The organism is Anabaenopsis sp. NIES-4685, from assembly GCF_059725405.1.
The window spans coordinates 2,494,203-2,509,543 of record NZ_AP043602.1 but is presented as its reverse complement, the minus strand read 5'-3'; the positions used below and the strand labels follow the sequence as shown (position 1 = coordinate 2,509,543).

11 protein-coding genes, 1 tRNA gene and 2 pseudogenes are annotated in these 15,341 nt (G+C 43.8%); 4 read left to right on the top strand and 10 right to left on the bottom strand.

The features are described 5' to 3' along the window. Positions 1–827 precede the first annotated feature (827 nt). Positions 828–2,199: pseudogene (locus tag AC6IZ0_RS10730) on the top strand (S-layer homology domain-containing protein). A 48-nt stretch (positions 2,200–2,247) separates the two neighbouring features. Here AC6IZ0_RS10730 and AC6IZ0_RS10725 read toward each other — a convergent pair. Then, positions 2,248–2,319, bottom strand: a tRNA-Thr gene (locus AC6IZ0_RS10725). 33 nt (positions 2,320–2,352) lie between these two features. Between AC6IZ0_RS10725 and AC6IZ0_RS10720 the strand changes: the two genes are divergently transcribed. Then, a complete protein-coding gene (locus AC6IZ0_RS10720; protein WP_271733675.1) occupies positions 2,353–2,622 on the top strand; it encodes a DUF3493 domain-containing protein in 270 nt (89 codons plus the stop codon). 276 nt (positions 2,623–2,898) lie between these two features. Here the strand turns inward: AC6IZ0_RS10720 and AC6IZ0_RS10715 are convergent, their stop codons facing one another. From AC6IZ0_RS10715 to radA, 9 genes and pseudogenes are all read right to left on the bottom strand, one after another. After that, positions 2,899–3,171, bottom strand: a complete 273-nt coding sequence (locus tag AC6IZ0_RS10715; RefSeq protein WP_271733719.1) for a hypothetical protein — start codon at positions 3,169–3,171, stop codon at positions 2,899–2,901. A 601-nt stretch (positions 3,172–3,772) separates the two neighbouring features. Then, positions 3,773–4,030, bottom strand: a complete 258-nt coding sequence (locus tag AC6IZ0_RS10710) for a hypothetical protein (RefSeq protein ID WP_497722892.1) — start codon at positions 4,028–4,030, stop codon at positions 3,773–3,775. Between the two features lie 322 nt (positions 4,031–4,352). Continuing rightward, the gene (gene infB / locus AC6IZ0_RS10705) at positions 4,353–7,517 is read right to left on the bottom strand and encodes a translation initiation factor IF-2 (protein WP_497722891.1); all 3,165 of its coding nucleotides are present in this window, start codon (positions 7,515–7,517) and stop codon (positions 4,353–4,355) included. Between the two features lie 70 nt (positions 7,518–7,587). Then, the gene (locus tag AC6IZ0_RS10700) at positions 7,588–7,842 is read right to left on the bottom strand and encodes a hypothetical protein (RefSeq protein ID WP_497722890.1); all 255 of its coding nucleotides are present in this window, start codon (positions 7,840–7,842) and stop codon (positions 7,588–7,590) included. Positions 7,843–7,934: 92 nt separating this feature from the next. Further along, the gene (locus AC6IZ0_RS10695; protein ID WP_271731773.1) at positions 7,935–8,204 is read right to left on the bottom strand and encodes a YlxR family protein; all 270 of its coding nucleotides are present in this window, start codon (positions 8,202–8,204) and stop codon (positions 7,935–7,937) included. A 150-nt stretch (positions 8,205–8,354) separates the two neighbouring features. Next, the gene (gene nusA, locus AC6IZ0_RS10690; RefSeq protein WP_271731772.1) at positions 8,355–9,632 is read right to left on the bottom strand and encodes a transcription termination factor NusA; all 1,278 of its coding nucleotides are present in this window, start codon (positions 9,630–9,632) and stop codon (positions 8,355–8,357) included. A 253-nt stretch (positions 9,633–9,885) separates the two neighbouring features. Further along, a complete protein-coding gene (gene rimP, locus AC6IZ0_RS10685) occupies positions 9,886–10,347 on the bottom strand; it encodes a ribosome maturation factor RimP (RefSeq protein WP_271731771.1) in 462 nt (153 codons plus the stop codon). Between the two features lie 213 nt (positions 10,348–10,560). Beyond that, complete coding sequence (locus tag AC6IZ0_RS10680; protein ID WP_497722887.1) at positions 10,561–11,994, bottom strand: hypothetical protein; 1,434 nt, start codon at positions 11,992–11,994, stop codon at positions 10,561–10,563. A 202-nt stretch (positions 11,995–12,196) separates the two neighbouring features. Then, positions 12,197–13,721: pseudogene (gene radA / locus AC6IZ0_RS10675) on the bottom strand (DNA repair protein RadA). Positions 13,722–13,891: 170 nt separating this feature from the next. On the opposite strand from radA, the gene rpaB reads away from it, so the two are divergent. Together rpaB and AC6IZ0_RS10665 are read left to right on the top strand one after the other, a co-directional pair. Next, positions 13,892–14,620, top strand: a complete 729-nt coding sequence (gene rpaB, locus AC6IZ0_RS10670; protein WP_200989741.1) for a response regulator transcription factor RpaB — start codon at positions 13,892–13,894, stop codon at positions 14,618–14,620. A gap of 68 nt (positions 14,621–14,688) precedes the next feature. Then, positions 14,689–15,306, top strand: coding sequence for a cofactor assembly of complex C subunit B (locus AC6IZ0_RS10665; RefSeq protein ID WP_497722886.1), 618 nt, complete (start codon positions 14,689–14,691; stop codon positions 15,304–15,306). The last annotated feature ends 35 nt before the right edge of the window (positions 15,307–15,341 follow it).

Here is a 15,341-nt window from a genome sequence, read left to right as displayed (position 1 = left end):
AACGGTTAACGACCTTAAGTGAAAATCTCCTCAAACAAACTTACCAAAACTTACTTAAACTTTAGCAGAAATATGGCTAAAAAATACCTTAACAAGGGCAATTCATTGATTTACAATAGATCCTAGGCAACAACCACGCCTATAACCCTCATGGTTTCAAGCTAGCTCACAGAATGTCTCTGTCCAATCCTGTAGATACTTTCCATGGAATTTCTCTACATTTTAAATAAGCGTGGTTTCTTTTAAACTGAAGCAGTAAGGCAATTCCAGATTTTTAGGTGAGTCTGAGGAACTTTAGTAGAGATACAATTAACAATTCAAGTAAAGACCCTAAAAAGTTATCCCAATCTTCATGAAAAATAATCTCAAAACTCTGTGTAATTTCCAGATAGATTGACAGATAAACCCCGGTATCTTACCTGACTAATGGACTGTAGCCGTAAATCAAATTTATGGCTATTTATGCCCTTCTAGTCAGGAATCATTCAAACCGTTCCCAGTGCGAGACTCTAATCTACACTGATGCGTATTAGGACTGGTACATGATCCATAGCTGGGAACGACTTACCTGACTGTACAAGAGAAGCAAATTTATGCGCTGACATTTAAGCAACAGTAACGAAAGTTTTTCGGCTCCATTCCGGATAGATTACAATCTAAGACTGGGTGTTATCCTTTCCCCTGCTTGAGGGATGCTAAGAATAAATTTAACCTTAGTTTAGCACTTCAGTTGGTGCAAGAATATTTTCAATCCTCGGAGTCATTTTCCCTCCTAGTCGTGACAGTCTGCGCTAGTGTAGGAATTGAAACCCCATTTGTAGTTTCCCGTGTTTTTGTCTAAACCTCCAGCTGTATTATTGAGCTTGGCTATTCTATTCACTTCTTTAACAGCTTGTGCTAACAGTCCCACCGCCAAAACCCTAGAACAGTCTTTGGCTGCTGATCCTAGATTAAAAGATCACCCCGGAATATTTGGTGAATCTCAGATAAATCAGGCGAAAGCCAGGCGAGAACCAAAAGCAACCCAAGGTTGACTTACCATCTGATTTTCCCCCAGATATCCCTTTGTATCCTAATGCTAAATTAGAGTCAGTCACACCCGCTAGATCTGAAAAAAACAGCATAGTCACTCGCTGGATAAGTTCTGACCCCAGCAATTTTATTGCTAGCTTTTATAGTGACCAGTTTCAGAAAAACAACTGGCAGATTTTACAACAGCCCACAGATAATTTAGAAGATACCTTTGAAGCACACCGTCAAGGTGTCCAGGTTAAGGTATCTATTCAGCCACAATCAGTTACTCAACCCAAACCTGATCAACCACAAACAGCTACAGCATTAGTTATTGAGTACATAGTTAATAAAGGTATAGAAACTGCAAAGACTGACGATCTGCAAGCTAATAATTCTACTTTTATTAGTCCGGCGGTATCTGATAATCTATCCACGCAGCCGGGTAAGACATCTGTTAGCCAAATGGCTACAGCAAGCTCTCAGCAATTCCATGATCTCAACCAAGCACCGGTAGAACTACGTCAATTCATTCAAGACTTAGCATCTTTGGGAGTTTTGTCTTTACAGTCTCAAGAAGTCAACACTCGCTCTAATGATGTCATCAGTAAATCATTTGAACCCAGTAAACATATTACTCGCCGAGAATATGCCCGCTGGCTAGTTGCTGCCAACAATACTGTGTATTTTAATAATCCTGCTAAACAGATTCGCTTGGCATCCCAAAACACTCAATCCACTTTTACTGATATAGCGCCCACTGATCCTGATTTTCCAGTCGTTCAAGGGTTAGCTGAAACCGGTTTAATCCCTAGTCCCTTGTCTGGTAATTCCAGTGCTGTTTTGTTTCGTCCTGATGCACCACTAACACGAGAACAGTTGATTTTGTGGAAAATCCCCCTAGATATTCGTCAAGCCTTACCGGACGCTAGTTTAGAAGCAGTGAATCAAACGTGGGGTTTTCAAGATGCGGGAAAAATTGACCCCAAGGCTTTACGCGCCGTACTGGCTGATTTCCAAAATGGCGAAAAATCGAATATTCGTCGGGTGTTTGGCTATACAACCTTGTTCCAACCTCAAAAACCAGTGTCTCGGGCTGAAGCTGCCGCAGCTTTGGCATATTTTGGCAATCTGTCCGAGGGGATATCTGCTGCAGAGGCTCTCAGTGCCAAGCAAGTTGCTAACTGAGCTTGATATAGCTAAGGAGTGTAAAGTATTGTTAATTAACGTGAGCCAAGCCGATGACGGGATTTGAACCCGTGGCCTGCTGATTACGAATCAGCTGCTCTACCACTGAGCCACATCGGCGTATACAGTGTAGTATTATAGCATTATTTACTCATGATCAAACCAAATCCTCAAAATCCCATCAACCCAGAGCAATATGCCCGTCTCAAAGCTGAAATGGCAGCCCCCTATAGGGGTTTACGCCAATTTCTGTATCTAGGTTTTGCTGCATCTGCTTTAATTGGCGCGTTTATATTCTTTTTTCAAGTCCTTGCCGGCAGGAATATTGACACAGCAGCACCTAATTTAGCCCTGCAGATGGGAATTTTTGCCCTCATGATCCTCCTTTGGCGCTGGGAGCAACGTCGGCGAAGGGGTTATTAGGTAAATTAATGTTAAATTAATGTGATTTTTGGACTAGTGTTGTGGCAAAAATCTGCAAATTATTCACTTTTAGTTAGTCTGGCCCTTTGAATTTGCTGGCTAAAAGCTGAACTAGTCCTGGAGGATCCCCCACCACAGCTTCATCTGGGCAGCAAGGATAATCTGGGGATCAAAAATACATCCATTTTGCGTAAGCCACTTTCGGCAAGAGCGCCATCAAATTGGCAAATCACCTTCAGAATGTTTGATCCGACCTGTAGAAAATTTCCTTGATTTTTAATAAGCTAAGGTTTCTAAAGTTTCTCGTAAATATCTCCTTACTTGTTTTTCGAGATGAAGTCCCTGCAATTGGGGATAGTGTTCTAGTCGCCAGCTTTTAAAACCTGAACTAGTGGAGATCGCACATTTTAGGCTATACCAAATTTCCGCCTCAGCAGAAAATTGACCATTCCCTTGGACATTGCGCGGATCGCCATCGCGTTCGCCAAGTGCTTGCTTTGCAATCAGCCCACCGTAGGAATCCCTACTAGATAATGGAATTTGAGCCATAGTTCTTCATTCCTCAGTTTTAACTTCAATATGGCAGTATTCAGTTTCACTAATTACGACATTGCCCACATCAGAAACTACATAATTCCTTTAACACTTATCAGGTTTTACTTTAGGGTTGATGGTCGGTTTATGTTAATTTCTACTTTTGGGATTTAAATCGCCACGGTGGAATTTGATTGACCGGCACACCTTACATACTCCCATAGGTGGGCCAGCATACAGTCTAAGCCTCCCATTATCACTACCCGGTTTGTTGTTCATTCCACTCTCGACTTCGCCTGATTTATGGGGGTTCTGCCGGAAACAGCTAAATTTCTTCTTAAGAATATAGTACTCAATACCAAAAATTCTGTCTTATTAGTCACTAAAATACGTGATAGACTCACTGGCAGTGTGGAAATTAATGTTAAACCTTTCTATAACACCTATCTAAACCTACCTAAGCAGATTGATTGTTTACTTCTTGCTTCACCTATTTCCAGTGCATAACTGGTATATGAGCAATACTTGACACTCTGCGGTCTGAAGACACGCAGATTCTTTAAGACTTGCTTAAAAGGAATAGTCAATTATCCCCCTACACGCTCAAAACAACTACCTACGGATAAGTGTTGCAATTGCGCAAAATTTTATATTTTTTTGGCTTTCTGAGTCCATCGAATTTTGGCGGTATACACTCTGTATTTTGCCTTTGCTTGTTTACCCAGGCTACGGTCAAAGCCGAGACGAGATAAATCAGGGGTTTCTCCTGCTCAAAATACTTCTTCGTGCAGATGGTTATTCTTACTCGCACCTTGATTATATCATCACGGCGAATCAATTCGCCGTTGGCACTTCCTCCACTGTCTAAAGCCAAGTGGCTTCCGTGCCTTTTTTGCGATTTTCTTGTGACATCATTCTAAACTGATTGCAAGCAATAGAGTATAGGCTTCTCATCTAATCCACCTATTGCCATGCCTACCCATCCTAGGCTATCGGAGGCGATGAGCTTTGCTTTAAGTCTACTCAATGCTCTACCGCCGATATAAATTTCTTACCTTCCTGAGGAAACTACAAAATACCGAGACAATTCATCAAGGGAGCAGACGGCATTGATGAGTTTTGAACTGTGAGTTATGCACTCATTTGATCTCAAAACTCATCATTTTCACTCACAACCCAGAAATGAGCAACCAGCACTATTTCGTCAATGTGAGTGTACGACGCTTAGTTACCATTTGGAAGGCTTCAATCAAGTCACCTTCTACCCAGTCATGGAACTTATCAATGTTGATACCGCATTCATAACCGGAGTTAACTTCCCGCGCATCTTCCTTCATCCGTTTGAGGGAGTCAAGGACACCTTCATAAATGACCTTACCTGCACGACGCACTCGCACCTTGCAGTTGCGAACCAATTTGCCAGACTGTACATAACAACCAGCCACGGCTCCACGCCCCACAGGGAAGACGGCACGGACTTCGGTTTGGCCAAGGGGTTCTTCCACCAACTCTGGTTCCAGCAGACCTTCTAAAGCTCCTTGGATATCTTCCAAAAGTTTGTAGATGATATTGTATTCCCTCACATCCACCCCGGCTTCATCGGCGGCTTGTCTAGCGCCACTAGCATAGGTAGTATTGAAACCAATGATCACAGCGCCACTAGCTGCGGCTAGGTCAATATCGGTTTCAGTTATTTCCCCAGCGGTTGCCAATAGCATACGAATTTGAACTTCGTTTTGGGGGATTTGTCTGAGAGATCCAACAATAGCTTCCACAGAACCTTGTACGTCTGCCTTTAAGATTAAGTTGAGTTCTTTCAACTCTCCCTCTTGTGCTTGGGCCGAGAGGGTGGTCAAAGTGACACGCCCTTGTAACAGACGGGATAGACGTTGTTTGTCAGCGCGATCGCTAGCCAGGGTTCTGGCTTCTTTTTCGTTAGCGAAGACCTGGAATTCATCGCCCGCGGCTGGGACATCACTTAAACCGAGTACTTCCACAGCAAAAGAAGGACTAGCAAGCTCTACTCGTTTGCCTCGGTCATCTACCATTGCCCGAACTTTACCAAACGCCGAGCCGGCCACTAACATATCTCCCACATGGAGGGTACCATTCTGAATCAGCAGGGTAGCAACTGCGCCTTTTGCCTTATCCAGATGTGCTTCAATCACTGTGCCCTTAGCAGACCTGTCTGGATTGGCACAGAGTTCTCCCACTTCTGCTACTAGCAAAATCATATCCAGAAGCGTATCGAGGTTTTCGCCCTTGATAGCACTTACAGGAACCATGATTGTTTCACCGCCCCACTCTTCAGGTGTGAGACCATACTGAGTGAGTTCTTGTTTAACTCGGTCTGGTTGTGCGCCTTCCTTATCAATTTTGTTAATGGCAACAACAATTGGTACTCCGGCAGCTTGGGCGTGACTAATAGCCTCTACCGTTTGGGGACGAACACCGTCATCAGCAGCCACTACTAAAATCGCAATATCAGTTACCCTTGCCCCCCGCGCCCGCATAGCCGTAAATGCCTCATGTCCGGGAGTATCAAGAAAAACTATCTGCTGTTCTTTTCCCTCATGTTGCACATCCACATGGTATGCACCAATGTGTTGGGTAATACCACCAGCTTCCCCAGCAGCAACCTTAGTTTTCCGAATGGAGTCAAGCAGAGTTGTCTTCCCATGGTCTACGTGACCCATAATTGTCACCACAGGGGGACGCCGCTGGAGTAGCTCCATATCTGCCACATCAAGCATTTCCGTGACTTTACGGGCTTCTGCTTCTGGTTGAGCAGTTTCCACTTCTATCTCCAGATCTTTTCCTATTAAGGTAATGGTGGGGATATCCAAATTCTGGGTGATACTTACAGCCATACCTTTGAGGAAAAGGATTTTCACAATCTCTGTATCGGCGATCGCAAAAACATCAGCCAGTTCTTGGACTGTCATTGGCCCTGTGATCACTACCTTTTCAGGACGTTCACGCTTTGTCTCCAATTCTTGGCGACGGTTTTGGTCGCGACGAGAGAAGGATTTTTTCTTTCTAGCAGTTGGGGCGCTAATAACTGCTGCTGCAGGTGACTGTGTACCTCGAGCAGCTTTTGGTTTAGGAGGACGGGCGATGGAAAGACTAACCTGGACTGTAGCTGGTGAGTCTTGATCCTCATCATCGAGTAAATCCTCTTCTTCAAAGTCATCTTCAACGATTGGTTTAACCCGCTTGCCTTTAGGTCCTACTTTACCGGACTTTTCCTTGATTTCGTCAATAATTTCTTCCTCTTGCCACCTTTTACCACCTTTAGCCAGACGCGGTGGTGTGGGGCGTTTCAAATCAAGTAGTTCCGGTGCGATCACATCAGTATCCAGGTCGGGTTTTACCTGTCCCCCTGACATGGGTTTTGGCGGAGTAGCAATTGGCATTGCGGCTACAACTTCTGACGGACGTACTGGACGACTAGGTCTTGTCCCATCTGCCAGTGGTGCACTTCGTAACCGCTGCTCCGGGTGACCTTGTCCGGGCGGCCGATTGCCTTTTTGTTCTGCTTTGACTGGATTTGTGGGAGTAGCACGATGCTGTTTTGCCGCTGGGGCTTGTGGGCTGTCACTGCTAGTGCCTCGTTGCGGCTTCTGCTTGACTTGATCGCGCTTGAGTACTGGTTTTTCTGTGGAACTCTGGCCGATTCCTACACGGGAATTTCCAGCCACCGGTCTGGCTGGCGGCTCCGCCAGATGGGGTTTTTGCGGTTTTTCCGCTTTTGGTTTAGGGGAAACCCCACTTCGGCTGCGTTCAGTTCCAGCTTTTTCAGGTTTTGCGGCTGCTCTTGTTTCTAGCGCCTGTGTATTAGAAACTGGATCTACTGGTTTGATTGCAGGTTCTGGTGAGGTCTCAGATTGATTCCGGGGTACAGGTCGAATTGGTGCCGTCGGCTTCATGGGTGAGACTGGTGTATCGATTGGCTCTGATTGTGAAGAAGAATGAACTTCTGAGGAAGCAAGTTGGCTATCATTAGCCACTGAAGCTTGGGGGGCGTTTCGGGTATTATTTCTCAATATTTTGGGTTTGCGAATTTCCAAAATTTGTGGTTTGTGAGGTGGTGTAGGTCGATTGCGATTGCCTCCGGCACTGCGCTTTGCGCCATCGCCAGGTTGTGATGTATTTAGTTTACTAGATGTATTGTTGCCTTTCAAATTATTAGCCGTCAGTTTTTCGGCAGCCGTGCGTATACGTTCTGCCTCAGATTCGGAAATAGTGCTGCTATGGCTTTTAACCGCGATTTCGAGCTGATCGCAAATAGCTAATAGCTCTTTGTTATCCAAATTCAATTCCTTTGATAATTCGTAGATTCTAACTTTGCCGTTGTTCATCCACTCTTCCCCTTTAATTTACAGTTTTTTAGCGGATGGTTGCCTGGTTTCGGACATCTCCATCCTTCGATTACTGTTTTAGGTTGCCCTTGGTGATTTTGCCGGTGCCTCCAGTCAGGAAAGAGAGATATTTCGGTTTAACTCTGACATCTCCACCAATAATCATGATGGTTGATGCCCAGCTGCCCTGATCGCTACCAGGTTGCCATTCTTTAGTTTTTTGTTTTGCTGATTCTGAGTCTTCCACAACACAATCGAGTAAAACTTTTTGGGGGTATTGCCCTGCCACTCGTCTTGTAAAAAAGCCGCTGGTTACTACACCCATTTACTATTTTGGCATTCACCCCATTAATTGCAGAGTCGGCTTTATGCACAAAGACTCTGGGGATTACCGCCTCCAGGTTTTTCCACCCGTTGTTAATTTTGATTTTGGGCATGGGTTTGGCCTAGACGTTGCCACAATGTTTGATACAGTGTTTCAGGCACTGATGCATGTAGCGATCGCCCCAGTCTATTTTTTTTCTGAGCCGCTTGTAGGCAACTCATTTGGGGGCATATATAGGCAGAACGCCCCATCCCCTGATCTAATTGTACCTTTCCGGATGGAAAAACGCGGACAACCCGCCAAAAGTCTTCTTTCAAGCCGACTTGACGGCAACTAATACAACGTCGATAATTCGGTTTCATTGGTCTTATTTGACTACAGGGGAGCAATCTGGTTGTGAAAATAAAGTTGGCTTTACCAATCTTTACTTAATAGTGGCATGATTGATTCTGTGGTAATCATTAAGACTAGTAATCTTGTCAATAGTATAATAACTGCATCAGAGTCATAAGTTAATCTTGATCACTGATCTCAAAAATTTCTTCCTCCTGTTCTAGTTCCTCTTGGTTTTCATAATCTAGCTCCTCCAATTCCAGATCATCTGCCTCTGGTTTATATTGGGCTCGTGCAGCCGCGAACTTAGTATCCTCTCCCGTATAATCGTACTTAGCTTTGTCTTTGATGTCGATTTTCCAACCAGTGAGACGGGCTGCTAAACGAACATTTTGTCCTTCCTTACCAATAGCTAAACTCAGTTGATCTTCAGCTACAAGTACGTGAGTTTGGCGGGTTTCAGGATCCATGAGACGGACTTCATCCACCCGGGCTGGACTCAAAGCGTTAGCAATATATGTAGATGGATCTGGAGACCAACGAATCACATCTATTTTTTCCCCACGTAATTCGTTGACTACTACTTGAATGCGTGACCCCCGTGCACCAATACAAGCGCCAACTGGGTCTACATCCCGCTCAAGGGTATCTACTGCAATTTTAGTCCGAGGACCAACATAACGGGAAGGCGGATTAGCTTCTCGTGCTACGGCAACAATTCTGACTACCTCATCTTCAATTTCTGGGACTTCGTTAGCAAACAGATAAACAACCAAACCAGCATCAGCACGGGATACTAGCAACTGAGGACCCCGTTGTTGCCCTTGGGAAACCTTTTTGAGATACACCTTAAAAGTAGCATTAGCCCGATAATTATCATTGGGGAGTTGTTCTCGCTTTGGTAATTCAGCTTCCACTTCCGGCTGACCAAAGCCACTGGCCACTGCCAAAATCACCGATTGTCTTTCAAACCGTAAAACTCTAGCTTGTAGGACAGTTCCTTCTAAGTCTTGGAATTCTTCTTGCACCATTTGGCGTTGCTGATCCCGGAGTTTCTGAGCCAGCACTTGCTTGGTTTGCATGGCTGCCATGCGACCAAATTCTCGCTGATCTGGGGTGACATCCAGCACTACAGAGTCTCCCAATTGTGCTTCAGGAGCGACCTGTTGCACTTCATCGAGGGATATCTGATGGTCGGAGTTCTCCACTGATTGCACAATGCTTTTCGTAGAAAGAACGCGAAATCCTTCTCCTTCGATGTCAAGTTCTACCTCGAAATTCTCAAAATACTCTTCATCAAATTGTCTTCGTTCTAAGTTTTGGGCGCGACGATAACGTTCGTAGCCTTTAAGCAATGCTTCTCTAATAGCTGACTGAACTGCTAGACGTGGCAAATTGCGCTCACGACTGATACTTTCAATTAATTCTTTTAATCCTGGTAAACTAACCATTGACATAAGTAATCTCCTTTAAAATCGAGTCTAAAAAAAATAGGGATAAGGAAAATTAGAGGCGCAATTAATCAACCCGCGCCCTGTCAACTTTCCCAAGTTAGAGATAATTCATCAATTACCCCTAATAAACTCTCCTCTATACAAAGGGGTGGAGAGTGAGAAACTACAAATTAGAGGCTTGGGATTAGAGAAAAGTTTGACTCTACTCCCTAGCCTTTTACTTCCAGTTACTGTTGTCTAGCTCTGAGTTCCTCACCTATGGGTGCTCATCTAGTTGCACCCTAGTAATCAGAGTCCGGGGAATTTCGATCACACGACCTTTTTGGTTTAAGTAAACAGTGACTTCATCCCGGCGAATCAACTGACCAATCCACTCTTGTTGTCCATCGTAGGGTTGGGAAGTGGAGATAATCACAGGAAATCCCTTAAAGGAAATAAATTCCCTGTCTGTAATTAATTGTCGTGAAATTCCAGGACTGGACACTTCCAAGACATAAGCATCTGGAATGATCTCCGCCGCATCTAAGGAAGCTTCTAAAGCGCGACTCATAAGCTCACAATCATTCAGTCCAGTGTCTTTTTGAGGGTTGCGGATATCTACCCTTAATACTGGAGGACGCTGGTTAGTCTGAAAAACTATGCCAACGAGTTCCAAGCCCAGTTCTGCTGCTACTGGTATTGCCAAATCGATAATTTGTGAAACTAAAGGATGAGTCATGCGAAATTTCAATAAAAAAAGTGGGCATCGACCCACTTCCTGCGATAGGGATATCTTCCAAGAAGTCTTGTGACGAATCAATAATGGTTCGTCTCTCTTCCGAGTTTAGCGCATTTCTTTAAGAGTCTATAGTAAATAGTCATTGGTCACTGGTTATTAGTCAATCTCTTGTGCCCTTATCCTCCTTATTCCACTGATATCCATCATTTTGAGCTAATTTTGGTTCTTAACCGGGAGAATGTTATTGTTATCTACTGATGCTTGTATTTTTAGCTGTCTGGTTTGTTCCATAATCTGGTCTATGTCTTCTTGGGATAACCGCTGGACATAGTTGAGCTTAAGTTCTTCGAGGTAGTCAGACATTAAGCTTTGAATTTCCGCAATTACGTGTTTTTGCTGTACTTCTTCGGAGAATATTTTGCTAAAGCTTTGCGCTAGTTGAATAGAAAGTTTGCCTCCTACAGGGTCTTTCATAGCTGTAGTGACCGCGCTGTAAAGGTTTCTGGTAAGTTGAGTTGCTAGTTGCTCACTGAGTTGGGCTTGTATATTACCTAATCCCCAAGGTACAAGGTGGCGATAAAGAGGGACTTGATTAATGGTGGTGGCAATATTGTGACGTAAAATGGCAATGATTTCTGGTTGAACTTTCGGCAGTACTTGATAGACTACAGTTTGCACTAAAATATTCGTGATCGCTTCTATTTCATTGATGTTGTTAATATTTATATAGGGACTCGCATTTTGTTTTTGCGTCAGCCATCTGCTGAAATCGCCGCTGCGAATTGAACCTTGAAGCTGGTTAATGACTCTGACTACCACTATTTCTGTGAGGTCTTCGGCAAAATTCGCTAATATTGATTGGTTTATTTGCTGCTGCAAGGGCTGAAGATTTAATAACCTGGCTTGGTGTAGGCGCACTGTTACCGGTATTATACGTAACCAACGCCAAAAAGGCAATACTAAGAACAAGTCATACCAGCGCCACAATATAGCATTTACCCAGGTAAAATTGGGATGACGACTGCGCAAATAAAAGGAGCGCCCCAATAATTCTATGCCAAATAGCAAGATAAAGGGTAAATCAATCTGCCAAAAGTTATCAAGCAATTCCCCATTTTCCCCGATGCGGCGGAAATAGTTGCTGGCTATTAAAGGTCGGATTTGTCTGTTAAAAAAGTTAATCTCTTGGTTCCATCCTTGTCTCGATAAATACTCTCGACTCCAGAAGGTATTAAAAGACTGTTTTGCAGATTCTTGACCGATGCGATCGCGCATCCGATTTTTAGCTTTTTCAAAATTACCACCTTTATTCACTGCTGCAAAGGGGTTACCGTCCACCATCTCATTACTGAGACGACCAAGTTCTTCTAACTTAATTTTGGCTTCTGGGGAAGTTAGCCCCGTTTGACTCACCTGGTCTTGGAGTGCGTCTACTTTATTTAAATAATTTCTCGTTTCTCTATGGTCTTCAATACCCTTAACAGGGTCATAAACTCGGGTAATTTGGGGTAAATTCCGTAAATAGAAATCCCGCCACGGTATGTAAGTTAAGTTAAAAAATACTAAACATAAATTAACCGTGGCCATGATTGCCATGACCCTTTCAAAAAGCAGGTTTGATGATTTTAAAGGCTTTTGTTTACTCATTGACTGTGATTATTTGCTCACTGGTTGGGCTTGTGCGGATATAATACGGATATATATACAGCACCTCTCCAGTCAATGAACTACACAGATATTAATATAGTAAATCTCATGGGACGGGCAGGCAAGCCCGTCTTCTAAGCAGATGAGATATGCTGTATATTTAGGGTGCTGGTTTCGGGAAAAACTTGTCAATGAGTCACCCCTACTGTGAGGTGTATTCCTCCTCCTCCAGTTCTAAATCGCTGTCCTCTAGGGTTTGGTGGGGAATGGCGGCAATAATTGCATCTATCACTTTAGATACTGCTAATATCTCGATGTTAAAATCGGGGTATTTTTGCCCTTTAGGAACGATTGCTCGTTTAAATCCCAGTTTAGCAGCTTCTTTTAATCGTAGTTCCATTTGAGACACAGATCGCACTTGTCCCCCTAATCCCACTTCACCAATTAATATTGTACCCGGCTCAACTATGCGATCGCGGAAACTGGCAACAATAGCGACGGCTATTCCTAAATCCACCGCTGGTTCCTCCACATTTAAACCACCCGCTGAGGCCACGTAAGAATCTAATTTTGACATGGGAATCCCGACCCGCTTCTCTAAAACAGCCAGAATCTGCACCAGACGGTTATAGTCTATCCCTGTACCTACGCCGGGGAGAAGGGTAACTAGTAGGACTGACCAAAGCCTGTAATTCTACTACAATGGGGCGAGTACCCTCACAAGCTACCACAAGAGCTGTTCCCGGTGCTGGGTCATCACGGTTACCTAAAAATAACTCTGAAGGATTAGGCACTTCTCGCAGTCCGTTCTGCACCATTTCAAAAATACCAATTTCGTGAGTGGCACCGAAACGATTCTTGACAGTTCTTAATAACCTGTGGGAGGCAAAGCGATCGCCCTCAAAATATAATACTGTATCTACTAAATGTTCTAAAACCTTCGGTCCGGCGATGGCTCCTTCCTTAGTGACGTGTCCGACAATTAACATCGTAATATCTTCATGTTTTGCCACCTTCATCAAAGCTGCTGTACACTCCCTCACCTGGGCCACAGAACCGGGTGCTGAGGTCAGCGCCGGAAAAAATATTGTTTGAATACTGTCAATTACCGCCAGATTCGGCCTTAGTGAGTCCATCTCCTTTAATATTTCTTCTAAGTCTGTTTCTGGTAATACATATAAATCAGCATTTATACCCTCTTCTCCTACCTCGTTTGCTGTGGCTTCTGATTGCTCACTGGTGAGATGCTGGGTTTTTGCTACTCCCAAGCGAGAGGCTCGCAATTTTACCTGTTGTCCTGATTCTTCTCCTGTGACGTAGAGAATGCGGTATTTTTGCGCTAACTGGTTTGATACTTGTAGTAGTAAAGTAGATTTACCAATTCCCGGATCACCACCAATTAGCACCATGGAACCAGGGACAACACCACCACCTAGCACCCGATCAAGTTCACCATACCCAGATTCCCAACGGGCGATTTGGCGATCGCTAATTTGATCAAATGTCAGGGAAGCTCTAGGTTTTGCTGGTTTAACCGTAGATTTACCAGGATTGTGACTTCCTTGCCAACCAGTTATCCCACCCCTAGTCAGCACATCTACTGATGATTGAATCGTAATTTGCTCTTCTAAAGAATTATATGTACCACAAGCTGGACACTTACCAAACCACTGGGGAGATTCTGCTCCACACTCGTTACAAATGTAAAAGGTTTTAGGCTTTGCCATTATTTAAAGTTGTTCAAAAATCTTAATGTTTTCTTAATTGTTGGTCAAAACTAAAATCAAATAAGAATAAGAGTTAGAGCTTTTTCCCAATCAATTGATGGAATGATATCTTAATATTATGGTATTAAAAATTAATCATGTTAAATTTTAGTTAAGGAGCATAGAGAAACTTGGAAAGCCATAAAGAAAAAATCTTGGTGGTAGACGACGAAGCCAGTATTCGCCGGATTTTGGAAACGCGCCTTTCCATGATTGGCTACGATGTGGTCACTGCGGGAGATGGAGAAGAAGCTTTAGAAACCTTTCGCAAATCAGAACCTGACCTAGTAGTGCTAGATGTGATGATGCCAAAGCTGGATGGCTACGGCGTATGTCAAGAATTGCGTAAAGAATCCGATGTTCCCATTATCATGCTAACAGCCTTGGGGGACGTTGCCGATCGCATCACCGGTCTAGAATTAGGTGCTGATGACTATGTTGTCAAACCATTTTCCCCCAAAGAGCTAGAAGCTCGCATTCGCTCAGTACTCAGACGAGTAGACAAAACAGGGGCTTCTGGTATTCCTAGCTCCGGGGTGATTCATGTTGGTAACATTAGAATAGACACCAACAAACGCCAAGTCTACAAAGGGGATGAGCGCATTCGGTTGACAGGTATGGAATTTAGTCTCCTAGAGCTACTAGTTAGCCGTTCGGGAGAAGCATTTTCTCGCTCAGAAATCTTACAGGAAGTATGGGGTTACACACCAGAACGCCATGTAGATACCCGTGTCGTAGACGTACATATTTCCCGTTTGCGGGCTAAATTAGAAGATGATCCTAGTAATCCAGAATTAATTCTCACAGCTAGAGGTACTGGTTATTTGTTTCAGAGGATAATTGAACCAGGCGAGGAATAAGCACAGTTGTAAAAAGTCAATAGTTGTATTCTCGCAACTAATGACTAATCACTAATGACTAACCACTAATGGCCAAATCTGACCCCAATAAAATTTTACGCCGTTTACCCCTAGCTGTGGGTGGGTTAGGCGCTGTACTTTTGCTAATTAACCGGTTGCTGACTCCAGAACTAACAGAGTCCCAAGCACGTGGGGATGTAGTGGGCGTAATTTTGAGTGCAGTTTTGATTCTCACAGGTTTAATATGGCAGCAAGTACAGCCGCGATCGCCTGATTCTGTAGAATTAATTGGAGAAGAAGGTTTTGTACTTGCACCAGACTTACCAGAGACCGTCAAAACCGAACTAGCCTGGGCATCTCGTTTATTATTAACTAATACAGTCACCCGCTCACTGGTAGTAGTCTATAAAAACCAGGTTCTGCTGCGTCGTGGTATTCTGGGTGCTAAATCAAAAGTAATACCAGGTCCCATCCTCAAACGAGTATTGGAAACACAAAAGCCAATTTATCTCGTAGCTTTGAAAGTATACCCCGGGAGAATTGAATTTGATTACTTACCAGAAAACACACAAGGTGTAATTTGTCAACCAATTGGTCAGGAAGGAGTGATGATTTTAGGAGCCATGCACCCCGCAGCTACACCAAACAAGATGAACAATGGATTGCGGGAATTGCTGATAAATTAGCAGTAACTTTGCATTCCTCCTTGCTAGCTAATATG

Excerpts from the sequence above, each read along its gene's own strand:
- nusA (WP_271731772.1), bottom strand. The coding sequence starts at position 9,632 with ATGTCAATGGTTAGTTTACCAGGATTAAAAGAATTAATTGAAAGTATC.
- infB (WP_497722891.1), bottom strand. The coding sequence starts at position 7,517 with ATGAACAACGGCAAAGTTAGAATCTACGAATTATCAAAGGAATTGAAT.
- AC6IZ0_RS10680 (WP_497722887.1), bottom strand. The coding sequence starts at position 11,994 with ATGAGTAAACAAAAGCCTTTAAAATCATCAAACCTGCTTTTTGAAAGG.
- AC6IZ0_RS10720 (WP_271733675.1), top strand. The coding sequence starts at position 2,353 with ATGATCAAACCAAATCCTCAAAATCCCATCAACCCAGAGCAATATGCC.
- AC6IZ0_RS10665 (WP_497722886.1), top strand. The coding sequence starts at position 14,689 with ATGGCCAAATCTGACCCCAATAAAATTTTACGCCGTTTACCCCTAGCT.
- rimP (WP_271731771.1), bottom strand. The coding sequence starts at position 10,347 with ATGACTCATCCTTTAGTTTCACAAATTATCGATTTGGCAATACCAGTA.
- AC6IZ0_RS10695 (WP_271731773.1), bottom strand. The coding sequence starts at position 8,204 with ATGAAACCGAATTATCGACGTTGTATTAGTTGCCGTCAAGTCGGCTTG.
- AC6IZ0_RS10700 (WP_497722890.1), bottom strand. The coding sequence starts at position 7,842 with ATGGGTGTAGTAACCAGCGGCTTTTTTACAAGACGAGTGGCAGGGCAA.
- AC6IZ0_RS10715 (WP_271733719.1), bottom strand. The coding sequence starts at position 3,171 with ATGGCTCAAATTCCATTATCTAGTAGGGATTCCTACGGTGGGCTGATT.